General features: G+C 47.9%; 5 protein-coding genes and 1 pseudogene. All 6 read left to right on the forward strand.

Annotation, left to right across the window (positions count from 1 at the left end):
- Positions 1-203 (forward strand): response regulator (locus tag B3O33_RS04880; protein WP_292363111.1); only part of this gene is annotated, 203 nt, incomplete at its 5' end.
- Between the two features lie 7 nt (positions 204-210).
- Positions 211-582, forward strand: a complete 372-nt coding sequence (pilH, locus tag B3O33_RS04885; protein WP_292361221.1) for a twitching motility response regulator PilH — start codon at positions 211-213, stop codon at positions 580-582.
- Positions 579-1,127, forward strand: coding sequence for a chemotaxis protein CheW (locus B3O33_RS04890; RefSeq protein ID WP_292361222.1), 549 nt, complete (start codon positions 579-581; stop codon positions 1,125-1,127). The genes pilH and B3O33_RS04890 overlap by 4 nt, the downstream gene beginning before the upstream one ends.
- A gap of 24 nt (positions 1,128-1,151) precedes the next feature.
- Positions 1,152-2,117, forward strand: coding sequence for a methyl-accepting chemotaxis protein (locus B3O33_RS04895; RefSeq protein WP_292363113.1), 966 nt, complete (start codon positions 1,152-1,154; stop codon positions 2,115-2,117).
- Positions 2,118-2,121: 4 nt separating this feature from the next.
- Entirely contained in the window at positions 2,122-2,463 is a 342-nt protein-coding gene (locus B3O33_RS04900; protein ID WP_292363114.1) for a hypothetical protein, read from the forward strand.
- A gap of 28 nt (positions 2,464-2,491) precedes the next feature.
- Positions 2,492-3,283: pseudogene (locus B3O33_RS04905) on the forward strand (hybrid sensor histidine kinase/response regulator); the annotation flags it as partial.

The raw sequence follows: 3,283 nt of genomic DNA on the forward strand, positions 1-3,283 counted from the left end.
GTTATCAAACCTGCGCCCTAGTGAAAAACAACCCAAAATATCGGGATATCCCGGTAGTCATGCTATCCAGCAAGGATGGACTGTTTGACCGTGCAAAAGGGCGGGTTGTCGGTGCAGAACAATATCTGACAAAACCATTTACCCGCGAAGACTTACTTGATGCAATACGGACGCATTTGCTTAACAAAAACAAGGACGCTTAGGTTTTATATGGCTTTAATTTTAATAGCCGATGACTCGCCAACAGAAGTATATGTATTACAGAAAATGTTGGAAAAAAACGGTCACCAGGTGATCGTGGCAACAGATGGCGAGCAGGCAGTTGCAATGGCGCAATCCCAGTTACCTCAGCTAATACTGATGGATGTGGTAATGCCCGGTTTAAATGGTTTTCAGGCGACTCGCCGATTGACTAAAGACAGCGCTACGGCACATATTCCGATTGTGATCGTTTCATCCAAACACCAGGAAACTGATCGCATGTGGGGTATGCGACAAGGTGCACGTGGCTATCTTGGCAAACCCGTTGCAGAGGAAGATCTGATATTGCAAATCAATGAATTGGTAGAAGTGTCAGTATGACCACAATGGACAATCCAAAAGATATTATTGCTACTCTCAAGGATATCGAACGACGCAGCCAGCAACGTATTGCGGGCTTGTCCCAGCAAGATAATATGGAGGGCGCCTGGACAGCCATTGGCTTTCGGCTGGATAATCTTCACCTGCTTATCCCGCTTGGCCAATCCCGTGAAGTGTTTCCACTGCCGCATCAAATCACCCCAGTTCCCAAATCTCAACCCTGGGTTGCCGGCATAACCAGTCTGCGCGGTGATCTTCTACCGTTAATTGATTTGAATTTATTTTTGCACGGTACCAGCCCTCCTGCAGATAAGCGCACGCGCGTTATTGTTTTGAACCACCCTGAGTTTTTCACTGGTCTGATCGTTGATGAAGTCTTCGGTCTGAAGCATTTTCAACGTCAACCGGAACCGGCAGATGCAAGCCAGCACTTGCATCTGAAACCATATTTGCAGGGTCGACTTTATCAGCAAGATACCTACTGGCATGTTTTCAGCCTGCTTAAGCTTGCGGAAGACCCCAGATTTTTGAATGCAGCCGCTTAACGATTCTATTTCAGGACACGCCCTATGAATGCCACCAGTAAACTGTTTTTTTCATCGCTGCTCAGCGGCAGAAATCTGTTTTACCTTGTTTTAATAATTGTTTTCAGTGGCTTGACGCTCGCCGGTATCTGGTTACTGGTTTCCGGACAATATGTTCTGGTCTATCCCGATCCCCTGGTCACCGCTGCAGCCAGTGGTTTAAGCGTTATCCTAGCGGTGATATTTGCCTTGATGGTCGCTTATCAGCCGTTACGCAAAATCAAGCAATCCATGGATGAAATGGAACTACAGAATCGTCATAACCAGGACGCTATTCTGCGGTTGCTGGATGAAATGGGTGATCTGGCTGACGGTGATCTGACCGTTACAGCCACTGTGACCGAAGATATCACCGGCGCAATTGCTGACTCCGTCAACTACACCATTGATGCATTACGCAGCCTGGTCGCACAGATTAACTCAACGACATTGCAGGTAGCCTCTGCAGCTCAGGAAACCCAGGCGACCGCGTTACACTTAACCGACGCCAGTGAGCACCAGGCACAACAGATTTCTGAAGTCAGCTCGGCGATTACTCAAATGGCGGCCTCTATCGAACTGGTTTCAGAAAATGCCAGCCAGTCTTCTGAAGTTGCGAAGCAATCGGTAAGCCTCGCCGTACAAGGTAACGGGGCAGTAAAAAAAGCCATCCACGGAATGGATACCATCCGTGAACAAATCCAGGAAACCTCCAAACGCATGAAGCGTTTGGGTGAAAGCTCCCAACAAATCGGTGAAATCGTTGAATTGATCAATGACATCGCTGAACAAACCAATATTCTGTCTTTGAATGCTGCCATTCAGGCCGCTATGGCGGGTGAAGCCGGTCGAGGTTTTGCGGTGGTTGCTGACGAGGTTCAGCGACTGGCGGAACGTTCAGGCAGTGCCACTCGCCAGATTGATGCGCTGGTACGTACCATTCAAAGTGANNTGTGCTACCCGGCAGATTGATGCTTTGGTTCGCACCATTCAAAGTGATACCAGCGAAGCCATCAGTTCCATGGAGCAAAGTACCGCTGAAGTGGTTTCCGGAGCTCGCTTATCACAAGATGCCGGTGCTTCTCTGGAGCAGATTGAAACCGTATCTCAACAATTGGCAGAATTGATTAACAATATTTCCAGCAATGCAAAACAACAGGCAACAGCGGCGATTGGTACTTCAGAAAATATGAGTGTGATTCAGGAAATCACCATGCAGACTTCAACCGGAACCAATGAGAGCGCGGCAGCGATCGGCAGACTGCTTGAACTGACCAACGAACTGCGTAAGTCAGTCTCCGGTTTCAAATTACCCTGATGCAGGCTGAGCCAGCGGAGATTTGCATATGACCCAATCCAGAGGCAATTACCATGCCCTGACATGGCTTCAGGATGAATTGCAGAATTCACTCGCTGCGGCATTGCAATCTGTCCAGACATTTATCGAGGATCCTCAACAGTCTGAATCACTGAGCCGCTGTGTCGAACATTTGTATCAAGTCAACGGTACTCTGGAAATGCTTAATCTGGATGGCGCCCAGATGCTCGCTGCTGAAATGCAATCCGTTGCGGGTTATCTGCGTTCTTTCCCGGAAGATAAACAAAACCAGGCATTGGAAACCTTGACTCGCAGCATGATTTTGCTGCCGACGTATTTACAGAAATTAAATGAGAAATTCCCCGACAATGCTTTATGTCTGCTGGACGCAATAAATGAATTGAGAGTATTACGAGATAAACCGGTGATTGCTAAAACAGATGTATTTACGCCGGATCTCTCACAAAAACTACCCGACAGCATTATCCCTAACCCAGGGCAGTCCGCTCCACCACTGGAATTGGAAAGACACAAAATAGCCCACGTATTTCAACACTTGTTGTTGACCTGGATGCGTGAAAAAGATGACAAAAACCTGCGGAAAATGCGTGGGATTTTGCGTCATCTGCGGTTGCAGTGTCTGCAGGAAAAAACCACCTTATTCTGGTGGGTGGCAGAAGCCTTGCTTGAAGGCCTGGCCCACAGAGGTATTCGGGATGAAGATACTGCCAAACAGCTTATTGGCAAAATGGCCTCACCGATAAGACTGGTCTGTGAAGGTGATGAAAACTCCTTAGTGGCCGGATATCCGGAAACCTTA

Origin of the sequence: Methylophaga sp. UBA1464 (genome assembly GCF_002325665.1) — a bacterium.
Taxonomy (GTDB): domain Bacteria; phylum Pseudomonadota; class Gammaproteobacteria; order Nitrosococcales; family Methylophagaceae; genus Methylophaga.